The following is a 21,148-nucleotide window of genomic DNA, read 5'->3' as shown; positions in this document are numbered from 1 at the left end:
TTCAGCCCTCTGCCTGTTCGTGGTCTTTTGCGGCCAGTTCAGCGGCAAGCTTCATCCGTCTGGCCGGGCTTCTTAACAGCGCCATATCAACCCCGGTTATGACCGGGCGATTCATGCCCGTTACGGACAGGACCGGCTCCTGCTCCATATCAAAATGATACAGGGCTGACTGCAGATTCAGGGCATCACCCAGCTCGCGGGTCACGGTCGCACGCGACGAGGTTTCTCCGCTCATTTTCAGCGACCGTATACGCAACAGAAAGGCACGTAACAGTGCAGGGCTGATACCGGCTAACGCCTTCTTCCACTCGCTGTTGGCGTAGGTAGTGAACGCTTTTTCATGGGCGCTGATATAAGCCGTACCGGAGGAGCATGCGCCGAGCATGGCGAGGCTTTTGTCTTTCTCCAGCTCGGTAATCAGACCGGTGAACTCATCAGCCAGTTCGCGGCTGGCGATACGTTTACTGTGTTCAGCTTTCAGTTCAGGAGTGAGGTTGCCGCGCAGAGTTCGAAAGCGGCTGCGCCAGTCCTGTTCGGCCTGTGCGCTTTCACTGAGGGCGGTCTGTCGTTCCTGCTCACAACGCTGAATGGAAGCTTCAATGTCGCTGAGTTTACCCATGCTGGCCGAGTGTGCGTCTTTTGCTTCGTTAAGTGCGGCCAGTGCACCGGCAATACGTTGTTCCGCGCCTTCATCCTGTTTACTGATAACGGTCTGCATGGCTTTGATAATGAGTTCGGGTTTCATGTTCAGGCTCTCCGTGTGTTCAACCTGAAATGATTCTGACGCCTCCTGCACAACAACACGATTCATTGCCGTTGTCAGAGTGCTGGCACAAACAGACCTTAAAATCAGGCTGGCCAGAGAAAGGTCGCAGGAAAACCTTACTCACCGTTTGTTTTTTTACTTATAACTATTCACCACTGTTCACCTTAAATAAAAAGATAAGTAATACAGTAAGTTAAAGGGTGAACAGTTGAAGGTCTGACTGTTCACCGTCTGTTCACCACTGTTCACCCTTCAGTTTTGCTCTGGCTATATCATCTAGACTTTATTTAGATTAAAAATGAAAAATATATAACTAAAAGAAATATAAATTGCTGCATTGTAATGCAGTGATTTGCATATGTTTGCCAGCGTTTGCCTTTGTTTGCCAGAGCGAAAAGTCAATGTTTGTTTCCCCGAAAATCTCACATGACCTGAGGGAAAATATAGACATAATAAGGAGCTACCCGAAGCCGGACGGACACGACCGGCACTGTATGGACTTTGTGAGGTAGCCCGATGCACACCGCTTTTTCTTCCCCGTCTTCTGCCCCTGCCGCCCCGCTGATGCCGGTTTCTGATACCGTTCACGAGCGCTTTATCCGTCTGCCCGAAGTGATGCATCTGTGCGGTCTGTCCCGCTCGACCATTTACGACCTCATCAGCCGGGAAGCCTTCCCGAAACAAATTTCCCTCGGTGGAAAAAACGTGGCGTGGGCGCAGTCTGAAATCACTGCATGGATGGCGGATCGCATTGCCGAACGCAACCGGGGCTATGACGCATGATGATGACCGTTCAGCAAACAGCCCCTTTTTCTGGCTTGCTTCTTTTCGCCGTTTCCAGGTATAGTTTTTCCGCTGTCGCAAAATCGGCAGCCGGGATTTGCAGCCCGTGTAACTCAATGGCGACACCGGACGCGCCATGCGTCTTTTTTTACGTCGTAGCTCAGGCACACCCATTTTTCGGGCTGTGGTGTTTACACCGTGGCTCCTGTCAGATAATGGTGACCCGGGCGGGGCAGCCTTCGGGCTGGCCGGTATCCATTGAGGCCGGTACTGCAAACCCCGTCCGGGCCACCACCCATGAGATTTGCAGCTCCGGTGGTGGCGATAACCGTTACTCAATGGAGGTTGCCCTTATGGCTACGACCCTCACCCCGTCACATCCGCAGTTTGTCTTTGTGTTTGCCGCCGTTCGTCGCGCAGACCGTAAACCCCGTATCTGTATGCTCCGCACCGTTGCCGGTGATGAGCACGCCGCACGCCTTTCTCTCGTTCGCGATTACGTCCTCTCGTTTGCTGGCCGCCTGCCGGTTGCGGAGGTGCGCGCATGAGACACACCACTATTACCGCCCGTGACCTCGAATGTCTGGAGCATATGCGCAACGTCGGCCAGCTCGTCGGCGACCTGATGCAGGTGCAGGACTGCGCCACCGTTCGTCGTGACCCGGCGCAGCACTTACAGCTCACCTCCGTAATTTACCTCATGACCGCCCAGCTCGACGGTGTGGTCGAACGCTGCAATCAGCAGTGGCTGACCGGGGAGGGTAACGTATGAAAAAGCCATTACCGCCCGCATTACGCGCCGCGCTGTATCGTCGCGCCGTGGCCTGTGCATGGCTGACCCTGTGCGAACGCCAGCACCGCTACCCGCACCTCACCCTCGACGCGCTGGAAAGCGCCATTGCCGCCGAGCTGGAGGGCTTCTACCTGCGCCAGCACGGCGAGGAAAAAGGCCGCCAGATTGCCTGTGCTCTGCTGGAAGATTTAATGGAAGCCGGACCACTCAAAGCCGCCCCGTCGCTGTCCTTTCTCGGGCTGGCCGTGATGGATGAGCTTTGCGCCCGTCATATCACCGCACCAGTACTGCACTGAGGGAGAAAACAACCATGAAAATGAACGTAACAGAAACGGTAAAACAGGCGTGCGGCCACTGGCCGCGCATTCTCCCTGCGCTGGGTGTGAAGGTCATTAAAAACCGCCATCAGTCCTGCCCGGTGTGTGGCGGCTCTGACCGTTTCCGCTTTGACGATAAAGAGGGGCGCGGGACGTGGTTCTGCAATCAGTGTGGCGCAGGTGACGGGCTTAAGCTGGTAGAGAAAGTGTTTGGCGTGACCCCATCAGTGGCTGCCGGAAAGATAAACGCCGTGACCGGCAATCTGTCGCCGGTTGCCCCGGCGGTGACTGCGGCCGCAGAGGCTGAAACCGATGCCGACCGCAAAGCGGCGGCCACGCTGGCCGTCAGGCTCATGGAGAAAACCCGACCGGCCACCGGCAACGCCTACCTCACCCGCAAGGGTTTCCCCGTTCTGGAATGTCTGACGCTCACCGCCATGCATAAAACCGGCGGCGTGACGTTCCGCGCCGGGGATGTGGTTGTCCCGCTGTATGACGATACCGGCGCACTGGTTAACCTTCAGCTTATCAATGCTGACGGTCTCAAACGCACCCTGAAAGGCGGTCAGGTCAAAGGGGCATGTTATGTCATCGAAGGGAAAAAACAGGCCGGAAAACGCCTGTGGATTGCGGAGGGTTATGCGACCGCACTCACCGTGCATCACCTGACCGGGGAAACCGTCATGGTGGCGCTGTCCTCCGTGAACCTCCTTTCTCTGGCGAGCCTTGCCCGTCAGAAACACCCGGCCTGTCAGATTGTCCTCGCCGCCGACCGTGACCTGAGCGGCGACGGCCAGAACAAAGCCGCTGCGGCCGCAGACGCCTGTGAGGGTGTTGTTGCCCTGCCGCCGGTGTTCGGTGACTGGAATGATGCGTTTATACAGTACGGCGAGGAAGCCACGCGCAAAACTATTTATGACGCCATCCGGCCACCGGCACAAAGTCCGTTTGATACCATGAGCGAGGCGGAATTTACCGCCATGAGCGCCAGCGACAAGGCTTTGCGGATCCATGAGCATTACGGCGAAGCGCTGGCGGTGGATGCGAACGGCCAGCTCCTGTCCCGCTATGAAAACGGCATCTGGAAAAATATCCCTGCCGCCACTTTTTCACGGAATGTGGCTGACTTATTCCAGCGTCTGCGCGCGCCGTTCTCGTCCGGGAAAATTGCCTCGGTGGTGGAGACCCTGAAACTGATTATTCCGCAGCAGGATACACCGGCGCGTCGTCTGATTGGCTTTCGTAACGGGGTACTCGATACCCAGAGCGGCCTGTTCAGCCCGCACAGTAAATCGCACTGGCTGCGCACGCTGTGCGACGTGGATTTTACCCCACCGGTGGACGGGGAAACGCTGGAGACTCACGCGCCGAACTTCTGGCGCTGGCTCGACCGTGCAGCCGGTAAAAATCCACAAAAACGCGACGTGATTCTGGCCGCGCTGTTTATGGTGCTGGCGAACCGTTACGACTGGCAGCTCTTTCTCGAAGTGACCGGTCCCGGCGGGAGTGGCAAAAGTATTCTGGCTGAAATCGCGACCCTGCTTGCCGGGGAAGATAATGCCACGTCAGCCGATATCGACACACTGGAAGACCCGCGCAAACGTGCATCCCTGATTGGCTTCTCGCTAATCCGTCTGCCAGACCAGGAAAAATGGAGCGGTGACGGCGCAGGGCTTAAGGCCATCACCGGCGGCGATGCGGTCTCGGTTGACCCAAAATACCAGAACCCGTATTCAACACATATTCCGGCGGTGATTCTGGCCGTGAACAATAACCCGATGCGCTTCACCGACCGCAGCGGCGGCGTCTCCCGTCGCCGGGTGATTATTCATTTCCCGGAGCAGATTGCCCCGGAGGAACGAGACCCGCAGCTCAGGGATAAAATTGCGCGCGAGCTGGCCGTCATCGTGCGCCAGCTTATGCAGAAATTCAGCGACCCGATGACCGCGCGCGCACTGCTCCAGTCGCAGCAGAACTCCGACGAGGCGCTCAGCATTAAGCGCGATGCTGACCCGACATTTGATTTTTGCGGCTATCTGGAAATGCTCCCGCAGACCAGCGGGATGTTTATGGGGAATGCCAGCATCATCCCGCGGAATTATCGTAAATATCTCTATCACGCGTATCTGGCCTATATGGAGGCCAACGGATACAGAAACGTGCTCAGCCTGAAAATGTTCGGGCTCGGGCTGCCCATGATGCTGAAAGAGTACGGCCTGAATTATGAGAAGCGGCACACCAAGCAGGGGATACAGACCAATCTGTCGCTGAAAGAGGAAAGCTACGGCGACTGGCTGCCGAAGTGCGACGACCCCGCAGCAACATAACCTTACTCAGACCGGCAACAGCCGGTCTTTTCCTTTCTGGCCATAGCGACAAGGTGAACAATCCACTGTTCACCCTTCACCGTATATTCACCCTATATCATTTTGAAATTATTGATAAAAAACCAGAGGTGAACAGAGTGAACAGTAAAACCCAAAAAAACTTTTTATCCCCCCCGCGCATCACCTGACCGGACACATCCAGACGATCAAAAATCATAAAGGTGAAGAGTCGACTGTTCACTCTTCACCAACTCATCACCACCTAACAACATGATATAAAATGATAAATAACCGAGGTGAACAGTGTGAACAGTTAAATGCAAAAAAAACTTTTTTATGGCGCTCTTGTCCCGGTTAGGTTCCGAGTGACGGATCCTAACCGAAAAGAAGCTTTAACACTTATTTAGTGAGTCATATCAGATAGCTAGGGTGAAGCGGGGTGAAAAAATGGTTGGGGGCACAAATGGGGGCATATGTCATTGTTTGTGAAATTTTTTTGTTGTTTTTCATTTGGTTGAGTGATGTTTTGAGTCCGGCCTTCGCACTCACCCTCACCCTCTAAACACCTCCTTCCTGTGCCACTCTACAAACCCTTCTTTTGGATAATTCTCGCGCATCATAGGCAGCGCTATCGATTTACCGTCGAAATCCCAGAACAGTCTGCCCACCATACCGCTGCCATTCACTGCGGGTGACACCTGAACCCGCATACTCTCATCCAGCCCAATCGAACCTTTATCAAAGGCTTTATGGTGGATTGCACACAGCGCCAGGCCGTTTGAAATCTCGCACGGGCCACCATGCTGTTTCCATTTGATATGGGCCGCTTCAAGCGCAACTGAAGTGCTGTCGTGGCGCATATTGAAGCCACAAATGGCGCATTCATAGTTATAAGCACGCAGAACCTGCTGGCGGAACAACGGGTCCCGCTGTTTGCGGATTTGCAGGATATCAAACCCCAGTTCATCCGCGATTTCTTCTTGAATGCTTTCGGTGAAGTGCGCTTCGAGGATTTGCTGGGCCAGGGCGTTGATGAGGTTCTTGTTCTTTTTCAGCAGGGCAAAATGTTGTTCATCAAAGCCTCCGGCAACGTTATGCGTCACCAGTTCTCCGGCAGGGGGCTGTTTACTGCTGCCGGATGTTGAGCACTGCTCGGCGTTTTGTAGCTCCCAGAACCCATCGCCCTGTAAGCGCCAGAAGGGCATATCCGGGCGGTACTGCGCGCGCTGTGGTCCAAATCGTTCCAGCAGGCTATGCAACGGGTCGCGAACCTCCGAACCGTAGTCAAACAGGCGACCGTGACCCTGCTGATAACCCGCCAGCACATGAAGCAGCAGCAAAGGTTTGTGCGGCGCACGCTGCTCGCCTTTACGCCAGATGGTGATGTCGGCAATTGCCTGTTGCAGGGTTTTACTGGAAGTCATTGATTTCATTATCAGGTAAATAATTGCGATGATGCTCGCAAAATATCACCTGATCAAGCAAAGACGGGTTGATGCGCTATCGACGTCACTTATTGGTATCAATTTGATAAAGCACTATGCGTGGCATGTTGTCTGACATCAACGACATCACTTTTATGTTTTCTGAAAAACACATACGCCACGGCAGTTACCGTTCCCCCACCAGGGTACGCAGGAGTACGATAAGTATGCAAATTATTGCATATCGAAGGATCTCTGATGGACACAGTAGAGGAACTCAACGGAACATACTTTTATAAAGGGGTCTGTAACATTTCTGCAGGTGAGCTATTTTTCTGGATTTTTCTCGACAAAATTGATGAACAATTTGGGGGAATTAAAGATGTGGTAACAATGTCATGTATCATTCTTGGGTTACCATTGCTGAAAACACGGGGTAAACCATATGGGGCAACACAAGGCACATCAATTGCCTCCAAATATTCTCGTGAGTTTCTTAACGTAACATTGTCCGTCAGGCTTCCTACCATCACCAATGCCAGTATCAAATATTTAAAACCAATGATGACTAACAATCTGGGGGCATTCGTTGGACGAACAATTCCTGTGATTGGTTGGGCATTACTCGCAAGTGATGTCGCCCAAATTGTCTATAAAACGGTGAATACCTACAACACCATTGCCAGAGAGGAAGATCGCGTATGGTGACGGATAACGAGGTATTAGAATTTTTTCGGGGAGAGTTATCTCTCGCGGTAACGTTTACTTTCAAGCCTATCCCGATTGAACTTGATACGCCGCTGCAAGGTTACGCTGAATGGGATGAATTACCGTATGCCATTGATGATTTTGGAGAGAAATATAACGTTGATGTTTCTGTGATTGATTTCGAGGCCTATTACCCGTGGGAAAGAGAATCGGTCTATCGAAAATGGTTTACCAAAGAACCCATCAAGCAAGTGTCAAAACCGCTTACTGTGCGTATGTTCGCAGAATCAGCCAGAGCAGGCCGCTGGTTATATGATTGATTACAAGGAGTGTTGAAAATGGCTGTACCCGTTCATTTATTTTTAAAAGACGATGGTGGCGCGATGATTCGTGGAGGCTCGGATGTCCAGGGACGTGAAGGCAGTATTGAGTTACGTAGTTTAACACATAACCTTAGCATTCCAACCGATGGTGCCACTGGAAAGCTAACCGGCACACGCCAACATGGCCCATTTCTTTTTGACAAAGAGATCGATTCCTCCAGCCCATACCTTTACAAAGCAGTTGCGACAGGTCAGACACTTCAAAGTGCGGAACTAAAGTTCTATCACATAAACGACGCAGGCCAGGAAGTGGAATACTTTAATACCCTGCTTGAAGGTGTAAAAGTTGTATCAGTGACACCAATCGTGCATGACACACGTACGGTAACGGGAACCGGACATTTGGAAAGCGTACAACTGCGCTATGAAAAAATCACCTGGTGTATCGTAGATGGCAATATTCAATATACCGACGCCTGGAACGAACGCACTACGGCATAAAGCAAAAGTGGCGTAATACCCCAAAAAAGGCGCCCTTCGGCGCCTCAATTACCATCACATTCTCACCCCTTCGACCCTTTCCCCGCAATCACCCCGATAAACTCCAGCACCTGCTTTTGCTTACGCGCGGAGAGCTTTTCCACGGCGCGCAGGGATTTCATCAGTTCTGACTCTTCGGGTTCGGGCGTGCGGGCGGTTAACACAATGCAGCCTTGCATGACGCGCACATCGACGCGGGTGCCGGTGTCGAATCCGGCGGCTTTAAGCCACTGGCCCTTCATCACGATGGACGGAAACTGGACATACTTCACCGGCAAACGGCTGTAATCAGGATAACCGCTCGCATAACCCACCTTCAGGCAACGGTTATCTGCGACGTACACTTCTGGATCAAATGAAACTGCAATACAATGCGTATCAGTCATGGTCGCTATTCCTCGATAATAGTTACTGTGATTAGCGATGCGGAGGTGTTGGCGCACCTTCGCATCGCGCTAATAAAACCCCTGTAAATTACCCCAGTAATTGGCGGGAAGTCCAGATGTAAATAACATGAAATAAGCGCGATTAGCACGCTTTCGGAATAAATAGAAATCCTCTCTATCCCAATAAACATAGTATTATTCACCGTATAAATTCATTCCTGTCCCATCCTCCTGATACCTGCCATTTCCAGAAAATAACGCCCATCTGTATCAGACCAAAAATGAGATCTAACTCACTGAAGCAAATAGCAAACTCTGAAACAACACCGTTTTGTACACTTTGCTTTACACTTTTAGTGATGTGAATCACAAATATAAACCCGTGAAGTGATCCGACTCTCACAAAATGGGGTGTACTCATTCAGCAATACAGTATGAGCATAGACTGGAAAGTTAAGTTTTCAGTATTTCCCCTCTCCACGGGGGCACCATCGCAAATGGCAAATCAACACGCAAAAAAAAACTTGTTGAATATGAACGGGTAAAAAAATGACGTGTGATTTGCATCACCTACATTTACAGCTTTTTAAATTATTGCCAGTGATTAATGTTGACCAGGCTATTTCCATAATCAATTAAATCTTGCATAGTGCCTCCACATTATTTCTCCCCCTGACTCAGGAGGCGAATAGTTATATTTCATCAGACTTTATTGATGAACCAGGTATGCTTTACTTCACATTAATACGTACATGACCACTGTTACTGGAGAAACAAAATGAATTATCCGGCAGAACCCTTCCGTATTAAAAGCGTTGAAACTGTATCTATGATCCCGCGTGATGAACGCCTTAAGAAAATGCAGGAAGCGGGATACAATACTTTCCTGTTAAATTCGAAAGATATTTATATTGACCTGCTGACAGACAGTGGCACTAACGCAATGAGCGACAAGCAGTGGGCCGGAATGATGATGGGTGATGAAGCCTACGCGGGCAGCGAAAACTTCTATCATCTGGAAAGAACCGTTCAGGAACTGTTTGGCTTTAAACATATTGTTCCTACTCACCAGGGGCGCGGCGCAGAAAACCTGTTATCGCAGCTGGCAATTAAACCGGGGCAATATGTTGCCGGGAATATGTATTTTACTACCACCCGTTATCACCAGGAAAAAAATGGTGCGGTGTTTGTCGATATCGTTCGTGACGAAGCGCACGATGCCGGTCTGAATATTGCTTTTAAAGGTGATATCGATCTTAAAAAATTACAAAAACTGATTGATGAAAAAGGCGCCGAGAATATTGCCTATATTTGCCTGGCAGTCACGGTTAACCTCGCAGGCGGGCAGCCGGTCTCCATGGCTAACATGCGCGCGGTGCGTGAACTGACTGCAGCACACGGCATTAAAGTGTTCTACGACGCTACCCGCTGCGTAGAAAACGCCTACTTTATCAAAGAGCAAGAGCAGGGCTTTGAGAACAAGAGCATCGCAGAGATCGTGCATGAGATGTTCAGCTACGCCGACGGTTGTACCATGAGTGGTAAAAAAGACTGTCTGGTGAACATCGGCGGCTTCCTGTGCATGAACGATGACGAAATGTTCTCTTCTGCCAAAGAGTTAGTCGTTGTCTACGAAGGCATGCCATCCTACGGCGGCCTGGCCGGACGCGACATGGAAGCCATGGCGATTGGTCTGCGCGAAGCCATGCAGTATGAGTACATCGAGCACCGCGTGAAGCAGGTTCGCTATCTGGGCGACAAGCTGAAAGCCGCGGGTGTACCGATTGTTGAACCGGTGGGCGGTCATGCGGTATTCCTTGATGCGCGTCGCTTCTGCGAGCATCTGACGCAGGACGAGTTCCCGGCGCAAAGCCTGGCTGCCAGTATCTATGTGGAAACCGGCGTACGTAGTATGGAGCGCGGAATTATCTCTGCGGGCCGTAATAACGTGACCGGTGAACACCACAGGCCGAAACTGGAAACCGTGCGTCTGACTATTCCACGCCGCGTTTATACTTACGCGCATATGGATGTGGTGGCTGACGGTATTATTAAACTTTACCAGCACAAAGAAGATATTCGCGGGCTGAAGTTTATTTACGAGCCGAAGCAGCTCCGTTTCTTTACTGCACGCTTTGACTATATCTAAATAATAATTATGGCCCCATCTCAGGATGGGGCTTTTTTGTATTTCTTTTCCATGAACAGGAAGCCTTTGCGGTGCCCGTTACCGTGACATAACTACAAAAGTAAACCCTGACTCCGACATTTTTATTATCCGCATGATGTACAAATGACAGCTGTAATTATAACGAATAGTCTACAGGAACATTTATCATGGATATTAATGCCATTGAGCGACAGAGTAGTACCCCCGGACTGATTAGCGGAACCATGTTGGTTATCGCGACCGTAGTGGGTGGAGGGATGTTTTCCCTGCCGATTGCGATGGCTGGCGTATGGTTCCCCGGTGCGTCAGTTATTCTTCTGTTTATCGCCATCATGATGTTATTAACCGGTCTGATGCTGGTCGAAGTTAATCTGCATTATGGCGCCGGTGCCAGTTTTAATACCTTTACTCAGGATTTATTAGGTCGAAAGTGGAATATTGTGGTCGGTATCGCTTTCGGCTTTGTGCTGTATATTCTGACCTATGCCTATATCTCTGGTTCGTCGGCGGTGATGGCGCAAACCGTGTTCAAATACAGCGGCGTGCGCTTTCCGGCGAATATCTCGGTGGTGATCGTCAGTATGCTGGTCGGGGCGATTGCCTGGTACAGCTCCTTGTTGGTTGGACGTATTACTACCGTGTTGATTATCGGTAAGTTTATCGCGTTCTTTGCCACCTTCTCTGGCCTGGTGGGTCATATCGAAGTGGCGAAACTCGTCGACAGCGTGGCGGTGGCGCTGCCCAATTCGCAGTACCTGCCGTATATCCTGATGACGTTGCCGTTCTGCATTATCTCGTTTGGTTTTCACGGTAACGTGCCGAGCCTGGTTAAGCTGTATGGCACGAGCGGGATCTCAAATATTACGCGTTCGATTATCATCGGCACGCTGTTTGCCCTGCTGCTGTATATTTTCTGGCTGGGCGTCACGATGGGCAACATCAGCCGTTCCTCATTCCCACCGATTATCGCCAAAGGCGGCAATATCGACGTGTTTGTCGAGGCTATCAGCGGGCTGTTCACCAGCCGTTATATGGATCTGATCCTGACCTTCTTCGGCAACTTTGCGGTAGCCAGTTCCCTGCTGGCGGCGACGCTTGGCCTGTTCGATTACATCGCCGACCTGTTTCACTTCCCGGATGACGGCATGGGTCGCCTGAAAACCGCGCTGGTGACCTACTTCCCGCCAGCCGCCGTGTGCTTCTTCTTCCCGAACGGGTTTGTCCACGCCATTGGTTACGCCGGTCTGGCCTTTACCATCTGGAGCGTGATCCTGCCGCCGTTCCTGGTGAAAGCGGCGCGGAAACGTTTCCCTACCGCCAGCTATACCGCGCCGTGTAATAACACCGTGCTCAATCTGGTCATTGTCTGTGGGGCGGTTGTCTATCTGACGGTTGTTCTGGACGTATTTGGTCTGCTGCCAACGTTTCGCTAGACGGAGTCAAAATGAAAAACGTGTTGTCTGTTCAGTCGTCAGTCGTTTATGGCTATGCCGGAAATAAAGCCGCCGTGTTGCCGATGCAGCTCTCGGGGATCGATGTCTGGCCGTTTTACACCGTACAGTTTTCCAACCACACCCAGTACGGGATGTGGCAGGGCATGGCGATGCCGCACGGCGAGCTGAGCGCCATCATCAGCGGGCTGGATGATCTGCAAAAACTGGCGCAATGCGATGCCGTGCTGTCCGGGTATCTCGGGGACAAACGCCATTGCGAAGAGGTGAAGCTCGCGGTCACCACCATTCGCCAGCGTAATCCCCAGGCGCTCTATTTTTGTGATCCGGTGATGGGCGACCCGCAAAAAGGCTGCATCGTCGCGCAGGGCGTGGAGTCCTTTTTTGTCGATGACGCCATTCAACTGGCCGATGTGATGGGGCCGAATCTCTATGAGCTGAGCGTGCTGACGGGCAGACAACTACGTAGTTTTGACGAGGTGGTGGAAGCGGCGCAGCAGTTGGTGGCGTGGGGCGTGAAGAAGGTGCTGGTGAAACATCTCGGCGACTGCTCGCGCGACAAACAGGCGTTTGAAATGCTGCTGGTGACGGCGGAACAGACATTACACATCGCCCGGCCGCTGTATACCTTTGCCAAAATGCCGGTGGGCGTTGGGGATCTGATTTGCAGCGTGATGCTGGCTTCACTGCTCAACGGTTATGAGGACAAGCAGGCGCTGGAGCGGACCACCAGTGTCGTCGACGCGGTGATGCGGCTGACGAAAGAGCACGACTCGTATGAACTGCGGCTGATAGACGCGCGTCACCAGATAATGGAGCCGCAAATTCGCTATCAGGCAACGGTGCTGTAGCGCCGCAAGGAGGCTCTATGTTTCTGACACTGCTACGATTTCAGCATCCGCTGATCTACCGTTTTGCATGGCTTCGTCTGTGGGTCAGGGTGTTAAGAGCGTGCGGGCTGCGTAAGTGAAAGGGGAGAACATTTTCTCTGCTGCCGGATGCGGCGCTTGCGCCTTATCCGGCCTACAAATGAGCGTGAAACGTAGACCCGATAAGCGAAGCGCCATCAGGCATTAGCGCCAGGCATTACACGCGGAAGTAGCGTGGTGGGATCAACGCGGAAAAGGCGTCGAACTTCTTCACCATCTTTTTCCAGAACAACATAACAACAATCCTCGATTTGAAACATCGGCGCTATTTTAGTCAGCGCCGACAAATCGTAAAGCCAGTCGCTTCGTTTCGATCCTGAAGCGGTGTAAACCTTTTTGGTCACTAGGTCGTCAAATACGGTTGCCGTGAATTTGACGGGGTTGACAATGGATTACGCCATAAACCAGTAATAAAAGAGACCGACTTTCAGGCCGAGGATCACAATATAGGCGCAGCAGTATTTCATGGTGCCAGACATTATCTGGTTGGCCTGTCCGTCCATTTTGGTGGCTGAAACCGCAATGGCGATACTCTGCGGCGAAATCATTTTCCCCCCCGTTGCACCAGAAGTATTCGCCGCCGCGAGCCAGTTGGGATCGATATGCAGTTTACTGGCGGCAATGGTTTGCAGTTTGCCGAACAAAATATTCGAGTTGGTATCGCTGCCGGTAACAAACGTGCCCAGCGCGCCAATCACCGGGGCGAGGAAGACGTAGGAACTGCCGGTCAGATCGACAATCGACTGGGCCAGCGTGGAGATAATCCCGCTGAGATCCATTACCGTGGCCAGCGCGACAATCGCCATAATCGCCACAATGGAATTTTTAAGCTGGAAAATGGTTTTGATAAACACTTCCAGCATCCCGCGTGCGGACGCTCCCTGAATAAAACCGCCGATAAGGGTCGCAAAGATGATCAGCATCCCCGGCGTGGTCACCCATTCAACTTTCAGCGCCAGCGTGTTGCCGTTGGCGAGCGTGAAATGCAGCACCGAGGCCAGTTGGGACGCCGCGCCTTTGATCGTCGGGAACAGCGGTGAGCACAGTAGGATAAAAACAAAAATAAACAGATAGATAGAGCCTACGCGGAACAACACTTTTGCCGAGCGCGGCGTGGTTTCGCGGGTATGGCTGACCTCAATGCGCCACTCGGGATCGGTTTTCCCTTTGCGCAGGCGGCTGACCATCGCCACGGCAAACAGGCTGACCAGGCTACCGGCAAAGGCGGGCAATTCCGCGCCAAGATGAATGGCGACAAAATATTGCGGAACCAGCGTGGTGATGCCGCAAATCAGCGTGATCAGAAATACGCCACGAATGGCTTTCAGGCCGCCGCCAATAATGCAGACAATGACAAACGGCAGCAGGATATTAAACAGCGCGAGCTGCAGAATAATGGTTCCGCCTAAGGTATACACCGGCAGGTTAACCTGTTCCGCCAGAATAGAAACCGGGATCCCGACCGCGCCGAATGCGGTGGGAACGGTATTCGCCACGAGAGAAGCGATCGCCGCCTTCAGCGGGTTGAATCCCAGCGCAATAAGAATGCCGATCGGAATGGCAACCGCCGTGCCATAACCTGCCGCGGCTTCAAGGAATCCGCCGAAGCACCATGAAATCAGTAGCACCTGAATACGCTTATCTTCGCTAATGCTGGCGAGAATATCGCGCAGAATATCCAGCGCTTTGGTTGCCTGCATGACGTTATAACTGAAGATGGCGCCGAGGATCACAATCACAATCGGCCATAACCCCTTCAGGGCGCCATAGCCTATCGCGGCTTTCAGATTCTGTACGGGCATTTCCCAGAATATGGCCGACAGCGCGGCAGTGAATACCAAAGAGATCAACACGGAATAATGGATGGGCATTTTCAATTTCAATATTAAAAATACCATCAGTAGTAAAGGAGAGAGTGCCAGGGCAAACATAAAATATTCGTTCATTACTATTCCTGATTGGTTCATTAAACCTGGTTTATATTTATGGTGGGGAGGCTACATTGCTGGTTTAATAAAGTATGTAAACTGAATCGCTTCAGTGAATAAAGTAATTATGATTTGTGGTTTTGTAACTATTGTAATCTTTTAATTAAAATCCAATGCCAGGTAAATATACTTAAGAGTAAGCTGGATACCTATAAATAGTTATTTGATAACCTTTTTAATAATGCTGGTGATGAGAATAGTAAGCACCTGAAACTGTTTTTAAGGTGTTCATAACGCTGTGGTTTTAAATATAAAAATGTGAGCGAGACCGAAAGAAATAAACCTGGTTGTTGCATATGGGGGTTGATTAGGGGATTATTTGGTTTTGTCATACAAATGAAAATACAGACATATGCGACTGTCCTGACTTAAGAAGCGGAGAGTCGGCATCAAAGGAAAACGACCCGAGCATCACCATGAACCCAGGTATTAGTAAAAACAGCAAACAGAAAAACTGGGCGTGAAATACGGCTGAACCTTTGCTTGATATCGCGATATCAAGCGCAATAAACAGAAATGAAGCAATGGAGTAGTTATTGTGAATGTAAATTTCTTTGTTACCTGCATTGGTGACGCACTGAAATCACGGATGGCACGAGACTCCGTATTGCTGCTGGAAAAACTGGGTTGTCGCGTTAATTTCCCCGAGAAGCAAGGGTGTTGCGGTCAGCCAGCCATCAACAGCGGTTACATCAAAGAGGCGATCCCTGGGATGAAAAACCTGATCGCCGCCCTGGAAGACAACGACGATCCGATTATCTCGCCAGCAGGCTCCTGTACCTACGCGGTAAAAAGCTATCCGACGTATCTGGCCGATGAACCGGAATGGGCGCTGCGTGCCGAAAAAGTCGCCGCGCGTATGCAGGATCTCACCTCCTTTATCGTCAACAAGCTGGGCGTGGTGGACGTCGGCGCCAGCCTACAGGGCCGCGCTGTCTATCATCCCTCTTGTAGCCTGACTCGAAAGCTGGGGGTGAAGGAAGAGCCGCTCACGCTGCTGAAAAACGTGCGCGGGCTGGAGCTGCTGACGTTTGCCGATCAGGATACCTGCTGCGGCTTTGGCGGGACGTTCTCGGTCAAAATGGCCGAGATATCCGGCGAGATGGTGAAAGAGAAAGTCTTACATTTGATGGATGCGCAGCCGGAATATTTGATTGGCGCAGACGTCAGTTGCCTGCTGAACATTGGCGGTCGACTGCAACGGGAAGGCCAGCCGGTCAAAGTGATGCATATTGCTGAAGTGCTGATGAGCCGCTGAGGGGAAAGAGATGTCGATAAAAACCAGCGATGTAGAATTTAAACTGCGCATTCGTCAGCAGATAGAAGATCCGATCATGCGCAAAGCCGTGGCCAATGCGCAGGAACGTATTGGCGCAAATCGACAAAAAATGGTCGATGAGTTAGGCCACTGGGAAGACTGGCGCGATCGTGCCAGCCAGATCCGCGATCACGTGCTGAGCAACCTCGACGCTTATCTGTATCAACTCTCCGAGAAAGTGACGCAAAACGGCGGCCACGTCTATTTCGCCAAAACCAAAGAAGAGGCCACCGGCTACATTCTGCAGGTCGCGCGCAGCAAAAACGCGAAGAAGGTGGTGAAGTCCAAGTCGATGGTGACCGAGGAGATCGGCGTCAACCATGTCCTGCAGGATGCGGGAATCCAGGTGATCGAAACCGATCTCGGTGAATACATCCTGCAATTGGATCAGGATCCACCTTCGCACGTCGTGGTGCCGGCTATTCATAAAGATCGCTATCAGATCCGCCGCGTGCTGAACGAGCGTCTGGGGTATGACGGCCCGGAAACCCCGGAAGCCATGACCTTGTTCATTCGCCAGAAGATCCGCGAGGATTTCCTGAGTGCCGAAATCGGTATTACCGGCTGTAACTTTGCCGTGGCGGAAACCGGTTCAGTATGCCTGGTGACCAACGAAGGCAACGCGCGCATGTGCACCACGCTGCCGAAAACGCACATTGCGGTGATGGGCATGGAGCGTATCGCGCCGACCTTTGCCGATGTGGATGTGCTGATCACCATGCTGGCGCGCAGCGCCGTGGGCGCTCGTCTGACGGGCTATAACACCTGGCTGACCGGCCCGCGTGAGGCGGATAACGTGGACGGACCGGAAGAGTTCCATCTGGTGATTGTCGATAACGGTCGCTCGCAGGTGCTGGGCTCAGAGTTTCGCGATGTGCTGCGCTGCATCCGCTGCGGAGCCTGTATGAACACCTGTCCGGCGTACCGCCACATCGGCGGGCACGGCTATGGCTCTATCTATCCCGGCCCTATTGGCGCGGTGATTTCTCCACTGCTCGGCGGCTATAAAGATTTTAAAGACCTGCCGTACGCCTGTTCCTTATGCACGGCCTGCGACAGCGTCTGCCCGGTGCGTATTCCGCTGTCAAAACAGATCCTGCGTCATCGTCGGGTGATGGCCGAGGAGGGCATTACCCCGAAAGCTGAGCGACGGGCGATCAAAATGTTCGCTTATGCCAATAGTCATCCGGGGCTGTGGAAAGTGGGGATGATGGCGGGCGCGCATGCGGCAAGCTGGTTTATCAATGGCGGGAAAACCCCGCTCAAGGTTGGCGCGATTGGTGACTGGATGGAGGCGCGCGATCTGCCTGATGCTGACGGCGAGAGCTTCCGCAGCTGGTTTAAGAAACATCAGGCGCAGGAGAAAAAGAATGGATAACCGTACCGCGTTTTTAAACACCATCGCCCAGGCGCTGGGTCGCCCGCCGCGTTTCGAACCGCAAGCGGATGCCGCGCCGGTTAACAATTATGCCAACGAGCGCCTGACCGAACTTAGCCCGCAGCAGCGCTGCGATGCGTTTATCCAGTTCGCCAGCGAAGTGATGCTGGCCCGCTGTGAACTGACTCGCGAGGACCAGGCCGCAGAAGCAGCGCTACGCCTGTGTGAAGAATTGGGTCAGCCGGTAGTGCTGAGCGGCGACAGCCGACTGGTGGCGCTGGGCATCACCGAACGCTTGCAGCAGGAATGCAACGCCGTGGTCTGGGATCCGGCACGAGGCAGCGAAAATATTACCGAGGCCGAGCAGGCGAAAGTCGGCGTGGTGTATGCCGAGTATGGCCTGACTGAGTCCGGCGGCGTGGTGCTGTTTTCCGCGCCGGAGCGCGGGCGTTCTTTGAGCCTGTTGCCGGAGTCCTCGATTTTCGTGCTGCGTAAAAGCACTATCCTGCCGCGCGTGGCGCAACTGGCAGAAAAACTGCATCAGAAAGCGCAGGCCGGTGAGCGTATGCCATCGTGCATTAACATTATCAGTGGGCCCAGCTCGACGGCGGATATCGAGCTTATCAAGGTGGTTGGGGTGCATGGCCCGGTGAAGGCGGTGTATCTGATTATTGAGGATTGTTAAGGCAGGAGAAAGAACCGCTCTGGCGCTGCGGCCAGAGCGGTATCGACGTTATGCAATCAGGCTGATGATCAACACGATAATCAGACCAACCACGGAGTTCACCAGCTCCAGCAGACCCCAGGTTTTCAGCGTATCCTTCACCGACAGGTCAAAGTAGCCTTTGAACAGCCAGAACGAGGCATCGTTGATATGGGTCAGGGTGTTGGAGCCAGCCGCCGTCGCCAGTACCAGCAACGCCGGATCGACGCCCACCAGTTGACCGGTTGCCGGGTCGAGAATGGCTGCGCTGATAATCCCCGCTGCCGTCATGGCTGAGACCACGCCCTGACCGGTTGCCAGACGAATAAGCACGGTTATCAACCACGCCATGATGTACGGAGAAATATTGCCGTGCGACATCAGCATGCCGATGGTATCGCCGATGCCGGTATCGATAATGGTCTGCTTCAGTACGCCGCCCGCGCCGATGATCAGGATCACCATGGCGATGCTTTTCACCGCGTTTTCAAAGGCGTTCATCACCCACTGCATGTCGTGACCACGCGCGGTACCAAACAGCACGAAGGCGACAATCATGGCGATAAACATCGCAATTGGCGAGGAGCCTAAGAAGTTGACCACTTCCCACGCCTGCGTTCCTTTCACCAGCCAGATGTTGGCGATGGTGGTGGAGATCATGATGATCGCCGGGATCAGTGGAACCAGAATAGAGATGCCGAAAGACGGTAGATTGTTCTGGTCAACCGGTACGTCGGCCTTCATGAATGACGGCGTCGGGCGATCGAGGTTGCCGAGGAACTTCGGCAGGATAAGCCCGGCGCAGATCACGCTCGGAATAGTCACCAGAATACCGTAGATGTAGACCATACCCATGTCAGCGCCGTAGGCGTTAACCAACGCGACCGGACCTGGCTGCGGCGGGAACAGAGAGTGGGCGGTGGTGGCGGCGGCAACGGCAGGAATCGCCAGCTTGAGGAACGGGATCTTCGCTTCTGCGGCAATGACGATCACCAGCGGCGCCAGCATAATAAACGCCACTTCATAGAACATCGCCAGGCCGAAAATCAGACCAATAATGATCACCGACAGCTGCACATAGCGCAGCCCGAGTCGCGCCAGCAGCGTATGAGCAATCTGATGCGCCGCTCCGGAATCGACCATCAGCTTACCGATGACTGCCCCGAATACCACGATAATCGCCAACTCACCCAGCGTGCTGCCAAAGCCGGATTTCATGGTGTGCAGCAGCGCCATTAAGTCCATACCCGCCAGCATGCCGACCGAGAGCGCCGCCAGCAGCAGGGCGACCATCGAGTTTATTTTGAATCTTAGATTGAGCACCAGCATCAGACCGATGCCGAATACGACCCACAGAATATTGAGAACATGCATATAACGTCTACCTTTATTGGTTGAACTATTATGATTTTGGTTGAGATGTTATCCGTATTGGTTAACCATTGATGCGATGAATGTCACATTGCGTTACATGTTTACATCTTTACTGCGCTTCCTGGCCGCAAAATGGCGATCTAATCAGCAAAAATCGTGATTTGGTTAACCAATTAATTCCTTCAGGTTGACATGCCATACCAAAAGGAGGAATTTATGTGCCATATCGTCGAGTCCATAACGTAAATGAGGAATAAAAGATGGAACAGACATGGCGCTGGTATGGTCCTAACGATCCGGTCACCTTAGCGGATGTACGTCAGGCGGGTGCCACGGGCGTGGTCACCGCCTTGCACCATATCCCGAACGGGGAAGTGTGGACGGTTGATGAGATCCTAAAACGCAAAGCCATTATTGAGCAGGCGGGCCTGGTCTGGTCGGTCGTCGAAAGCGTACCGATCCACGAAGACATTAAAACCCGTTCTGGTAACTATCAGCAGTGGATCGCCAACTACCAGCAAAGCCTGCGTAACCTGGCCCAGTGCGGCATTCGTACCGTGTGCTACAACTTCATGCCGGTTCTCGACTGGACCCGTACCGACCTGGAATACGTCCTGCCGGACGGCTCCAAAGCGCTGCGTTTTGACCAGATTGAATTCGCCGCCTTTGAGCTGCACATCCTCAAACGTTCGGGCGCGGAAGCGGATTACACCGCCGAAGAGATTGCTCAGGCGAATGAACGCTTCGCCACCATGAGCGATGAAGACAAAGCGCGTCTGACCCGCAATATCATCGCCGGTCTGCCGGGCGCGGAAGAGGGCTATACGCTTGACCAGTTCCGCCAGCATCTTGCGCGTTATAAAGATATCGATAAAGCCGCACTGCGCGAGAACTTTGCCGTCTTCCTGAAAGCAATTATTCCTGTGGCGGAAGAAGCAGGCGTGCGGATGGCGGTACACCCGGACGATCCGCCGCGCCCAATCCTCGGCCTGCCGCGCATTGTTTCCACCGTGGAAGATATGCAATGGATGGTCGATACGGTCAACAGCATGGCGAACGGTTTTACCATGTGCACCGGCTCCTACGGCGTCCGGGCGGACAACGATCTGGTCGACATGATCAAACAGTTTGGCCCACGTATTTACTTCACCCACCTGCGCTCCACGCTGCGTGAAGATAACCCGAAAACCTTCCATGAAGCGGCGCATCTTAACGGCGACGTCGATATGTACGAAGTCGTGAAAGCGATCGTTGAGGAAGAGCAGCGCCGTAAAGCCGAGGGTAAAGAGGACCTGATCCCAATGCGTCCGGACCACGGCCATCAGATGCTTGACGATCTGAAAAAGAAAACCAACCCAGGCTACTCCGCGATTGGTCGTCTGAAAGGGCTGGCGGAAGTGCGTGGCGTTGAGATGGCTATCCAGCGCGCTTTCTTTAGCCGCTAAAGCGAGTTGCCGGTCACCTGTCTGG

At 52.7% G+C, this 21,148-nt stretch carries 20 protein-coding genes; 15 read left to right on the top strand and 5 right to left on the bottom strand.

Annotation, left to right across the window (positions count from 1 at the left end; genetic code table 11):
* Position 1: 1 nt before the first annotated feature.
* On the bottom strand, positions 2–745 hold the full coding sequence (locus HVZ52_RS20000) for a capsid protein (protein ID WP_181598631.1): 744 nt from the start codon (positions 743–745) through the stop codon (positions 2–4).
* A gap of 537 nt (positions 746–1,282) precedes the next feature.
* Here HVZ52_RS20000 and HVZ52_RS19995 point away from each other — a divergent pair.
* From HVZ52_RS19995 to HVZ52_RS19975, 5 genes are read left to right on the top strand one after another with little or no spacing between them, the layout of a single operon-like run.
* Positions 1,283–1,549 carry an AlpA family transcriptional regulator gene (locus HVZ52_RS19995; protein WP_000556587.1) on the top strand — a complete coding sequence of 89 codons (267 nt, stop codon included), beginning with the start codon at positions 1,283–1,285 and terminating at the stop codon, positions 1,547–1,549.
* Positions 1,546–2,097, top strand: a complete 552-nt coding sequence (locus tag HVZ52_RS19990) for a host cell division inhibitor Icd-like protein (protein WP_181598630.1) — start codon at positions 1,546–1,548, stop codon at positions 2,095–2,097. Before HVZ52_RS19995 ends, HVZ52_RS19990 begins: the two co-directional genes overlap by 4 nt.
* Positions 2,094–2,321: a hypothetical protein gene (locus HVZ52_RS19985; protein WP_001216597.1), complete on the top strand. Its 228-nt coding sequence runs from the start codon at positions 2,094–2,096 to the stop codon at positions 2,319–2,321. The genes HVZ52_RS19990 and HVZ52_RS19985 overlap by 4 nt, the downstream gene beginning before the upstream one ends.
* The gene (locus HVZ52_RS19980; protein ID WP_000743144.1) at positions 2,318–2,638 is read left to right on the top strand and encodes a DUF5375 domain-containing protein; all 321 of its coding nucleotides are present in this window, start codon (positions 2,318–2,320) and stop codon (positions 2,636–2,638) included. Before HVZ52_RS19985 ends, HVZ52_RS19980 begins: the two co-directional genes overlap by 4 nt.
* Positions 2,639–2,652: 14 nt before the next feature.
* Positions 2,653–4,986, top strand: a complete 2,334-nt coding sequence (locus HVZ52_RS19975; RefSeq protein ID WP_181598629.1) for a primase-helicase zinc-binding domain-containing protein — start codon at positions 2,653–2,655, stop codon at positions 4,984–4,986.
* A gap of 551 nt (positions 4,987–5,537) precedes the next feature.
* Here the strand turns inward: HVZ52_RS19975 and HVZ52_RS19970 are convergent.
* On the bottom strand, positions 5,538–6,410 hold the full coding sequence (locus HVZ52_RS19970) for a phosphorothioated DNA-binding restriction endonuclease (protein ID WP_181598628.1): 873 nt from the start codon (positions 6,408–6,410) through the stop codon (positions 5,538–5,540).
* A 258-nt stretch (positions 6,411–6,668) separates the two neighbouring features.
* On the opposite strand from HVZ52_RS19970, the gene HVZ52_RS19965 reads away from it, so the two are divergent.
* From HVZ52_RS19965 to tssD, 3 genes are read left to right on the top strand one after another with little or no spacing between them, the layout of a single operon-like run.
* Complete coding sequence (locus HVZ52_RS19965) at positions 6,669–7,118, top strand: STM2901 family protein (RefSeq protein ID WP_003830103.1); 450 nt, start codon at positions 6,669–6,671, stop codon at positions 7,116–7,118.
* Entirely contained in the window at positions 7,112–7,438 is a 327-nt protein-coding gene (locus HVZ52_RS19960; protein WP_016155588.1) for a DUF1493 family protein, read from the top strand. Before HVZ52_RS19965 ends, HVZ52_RS19960 begins: the two co-directional genes overlap by 7 nt.
* 18 nt (positions 7,439–7,456) lie before the next feature.
* Positions 7,457–7,942, top strand: coding sequence for a type VI secretion system tube protein TssD (gene tssD, locus HVZ52_RS19955; protein ID WP_181598627.1), 486 nt, complete (start codon positions 7,457–7,459; stop codon positions 7,940–7,942).
* A gap of 62 nt (positions 7,943–8,004) precedes the next feature.
* On the opposite strand, the gene symE is transcribed toward tssD, so the two are convergent.
* Positions 8,005–8,367 carry an endoribonuclease SymE gene (gene symE / locus HVZ52_RS19950; protein WP_016155589.1) on the bottom strand — a complete coding sequence of 121 codons (363 nt, stop codon included), beginning with the start codon at positions 8,365–8,367 and terminating at the stop codon, positions 8,005–8,007.
* A 778-nt stretch (positions 8,368–9,145) separates the two neighbouring features.
* On the opposite strand from symE, the gene HVZ52_RS19945 reads away from it, so the two are divergent.
* The 3 genes from HVZ52_RS19945 to pdxY all read left to right on the top strand — a co-directional run bounded on the left by HVZ52_RS19945 (position 9,146) and on the right by pdxY (position 12,839).
* The gene (locus HVZ52_RS19945) at positions 9,146–10,516 is read left to right on the top strand and encodes a tyrosine phenol-lyase (RefSeq protein ID WP_016155590.1); all 1,371 of its coding nucleotides are present in this window, start codon (positions 9,146–9,148) and stop codon (positions 10,514–10,516) included.
* Positions 10,517–10,704: 188 nt separating this feature from the next.
* Positions 10,705–11,970 (top strand): aromatic amino acid transporter, encoded by a 1,266-nt coding sequence (locus tag HVZ52_RS19940; RefSeq protein WP_016151548.1) that lies wholly within the window; start codon positions 10,705–10,707, stop codon positions 11,968–11,970.
* A gap of 11 nt (positions 11,971–11,981) precedes the next feature.
* Positions 11,982–12,839, top strand: coding sequence for a pyridoxal kinase PdxY (gene pdxY, locus HVZ52_RS19935; protein ID WP_094760964.1), 858 nt, complete (start codon positions 11,982–11,984; stop codon positions 12,837–12,839).
* A 470-nt stretch (positions 12,840–13,309) separates the two neighbouring features.
* Here pdxY and HVZ52_RS19930 read toward each other — a convergent pair whose 3' ends face one another.
* Positions 13,310–14,863 carry an L-lactate permease gene (locus HVZ52_RS19930; protein ID WP_046275101.1) on the bottom strand — a complete coding sequence of 518 codons (1,554 nt, stop codon included), beginning with the start codon at positions 14,861–14,863 and terminating at the stop codon, positions 13,310–13,312.
* A 580-nt stretch (positions 14,864–15,443) separates the two neighbouring features.
* Between HVZ52_RS19930 and HVZ52_RS19925 the strand changes: the two genes are divergently transcribed.
* From HVZ52_RS19925 to HVZ52_RS19915, 3 genes are read left to right on the top strand one after another with little or no spacing between them, the layout of a single operon-like run.
* Positions 15,444–16,163 carry a (Fe-S)-binding protein gene (locus HVZ52_RS19925; RefSeq protein ID WP_016155592.1) on the top strand — a complete coding sequence of 240 codons (720 nt, stop codon included), beginning with the start codon at positions 15,444–15,446 and terminating at the stop codon, positions 16,161–16,163.
* A gap of 10 nt (positions 16,164–16,173) precedes the next feature.
* Positions 16,174–17,601, top strand: a complete 1,428-nt coding sequence (locus HVZ52_RS19920) for a LutB/LldF family L-lactate oxidation iron-sulfur protein (protein ID WP_181598626.1) — start codon at positions 16,174–16,176, stop codon at positions 17,599–17,601.
* Positions 17,594–18,286 (top strand): lactate utilization protein C, encoded by a 693-nt coding sequence (locus tag HVZ52_RS19915; protein ID WP_016151553.1) that lies wholly within the window; start codon positions 17,594–17,596, stop codon positions 18,284–18,286. The genes HVZ52_RS19920 and HVZ52_RS19915 overlap by 8 nt, the downstream gene beginning before the upstream one ends.
* A gap of 48 nt (positions 18,287–18,334) precedes the next feature.
* Here the strand turns inward: HVZ52_RS19915 and gntP are convergent, their stop codons facing one another.
* Complete coding sequence (gene gntP / locus HVZ52_RS19910; protein ID WP_131405565.1) at positions 18,335–19,678, bottom strand: gluconate permease GntP; 1,344 nt, start codon at positions 19,676–19,678, stop codon at positions 18,335–18,337.
* Between the two features lie 260 nt (positions 19,679–19,938).
* Between gntP and uxuA the strand changes: the two genes are divergently transcribed.
* Complete coding sequence (gene uxuA, locus HVZ52_RS19905) at positions 19,939–21,123, top strand: mannonate dehydratase (protein ID WP_016151555.1); 1,185 nt, start codon at positions 19,939–19,941, stop codon at positions 21,121–21,123.
* Positions 21,124–21,148: the final 25 nt, after the last annotated feature.

Source organism: Citrobacter sp. RHB36-C18 (assembly GCF_013814485.1).
Lineage (GTDB): Bacteria > Pseudomonadota > Gammaproteobacteria > Enterobacterales > Enterobacteriaceae > Citrobacter > Citrobacter braakii.
Note: the sequence above shows the minus strand (reverse complement) of the source record. Positions and strands in the feature narration are given on the sequence as shown.